Origin of the sequence: Yoonia sp. SDW83-1 (assembly GCF_046762885.1) — a bacterium.
Taxonomy (GTDB): Bacteria; Pseudomonadota; Alphaproteobacteria; order Rhodobacterales; family Rhodobacteraceae; genus Yoonia.
Genome location: NZ_JBKQXO010000043.1, coordinates 1 through 1594 on the forward strand (window position 1 = coordinate 1; position 1594 = coordinate 1594).

Genomic DNA, 1594 nt, shown 5'->3' on the forward strand with positions numbered 1-1594 from the left:
CGGACTTGTGCAGGTGCAGCTCTTTCTGACGCAGAAACATTTCACATGTGCAGCGCCGAGCATTTGGCAACGCAGAACATTTCACAGAAGCAGTCGTTCATGCGGACCTGCCCTAACTGTTCACACACCGACCTTTTGCTTCGGTCTGTTCCAACAATCTAAAGGCGGAAAAAGCGGTCGCTCTATGCTATTTGTACCAGTTCCTTGCCGTTCTTTACATGACGTTCGACCAATTTTTTAGCTAGTCTAGCTTTCGGTGTCAGCCGAGCGAGTGGGCGGTCAAGATAAGGCACTTCGCCAAATATGTCGTTGATTTCCCGTTCAGCGGCTGGCGCCATCGCTTTTAACGCTTCAGTGCCCGTGTAGAGTGTTTCGGCCAGTGCACCTTCGGCTTCAATAATCTCGTGTTCATCACACATGACGTGAAAGTAAGTAACTGATGCAATATCCTTGGCGATTTCGACTCCGGGCAGCGCAAGCAGGTGTTTTGCAGGTACAAAGATCTCGTTTGTGTCAAACATTCGGATCGCGATCTTTGATCTAATGAGGATACGATGCTGGGGCGATACAATCAGATCGTGCAGCGGAACATTCTTGGCCAACGCACCCGCTTTGATACGGATGGGCCTTAGATTTGGGTTAGCACAAAGCGTTATTTCATTGAGGTGTCGGTGACCAATCCAGCGTATCGGCTTCAAACCGTTATCAAAGGTATACAGTACGTCGCCAACTTCCAGGCATTCAATTGCTTTGATACCGCTATCTGTACGTAAAAGCGTACCGCTCGAAAAGCAGACGACGAGGTTAGTGTAGGGCTCGTCAGCTGTTGGGGTGAAGCCCGAAATTGTAAACGAGTCTCCTGTATTAATCTCAATTGTTGACGCGTACCCTTCAAAAGTGGCAGCAGTAGCTTCATCGCCAATTGTGATGTACAGAAACCGCCCAGTTTCACCTGTTGTATTGTTCGTAATGGTTGCTTCGGCTGCATTGTAAATGTTCTCGCCGGCAGTACCAGCAAGCGTGCCATCCAATACTGCATTATTAGTGAGTGTTTGCGGATCGTTCGGATCGACTATGCTACCGCTGTTCGGTTGATCGATATCATGAAAAATGAGGTCATCATCAGTAACGTCAACAACATCGGGCGCGCCCGTCATCGTAAAAGTTCCACCTGTGATAAATCCAGCCGTACCAAAATCCGCAGGTGTCCAAAGGAAGAATGACGGCATATTTCGATCCCAGCAATTCAAGCATAGTAACGCGAGAGCTGCTTGCCCGTAACTCCCTTAGAGCGATCCCGCGCTACAATCCTTGCATGAACGCAAACATCCAGCAACCCTCAGGCGTGCGCTGTCGATATTCTGCCGTTCCCGTCTCAGGCGGGCAAAAACCTCAAGGATTGCGATCTCGGAATAATCACGGAGCAGCGAATGCCTGCGTAATGTGAACTCACAACCTTGGATTTACCACAAGCCGTCTGAACGACCGCATTAACCTCTGCGATGCAGCAATGAATTCGCGACAACGCAGGAAGTTTTCATGCTGCGAGCGCACGCAGCGCGACTAAGCCACCTCCGCAATGGGCTCTCTGCCG

General features: G+C 49.9%; 1 protein-coding gene. It reads right to left on the reverse strand.

Annotated features, from left to right (window positions below; translation table 11 throughout):
- Positions 1–182: 182 nt before the first annotated feature.
- Positions 183–1229: a Hint domain-containing protein gene (locus tag ACFWW4_RS22645; protein ID WP_411892903.1), complete on the reverse strand. Its 1047-nt coding sequence runs from the start codon at positions 1227–1229 to the stop codon at positions 183–185.
- Positions 1230–1594: the final 365 nt, after the last annotated feature.

Coding starts and splice junctions, on each gene's coding strand:
- ACFWW4_RS22645 (WP_411892903.1), bottom strand. CDS start 1,229: ATGCCGTCATTCTTCCTTTGGACACCTGCGGATTTTGGTACGGCTGGA.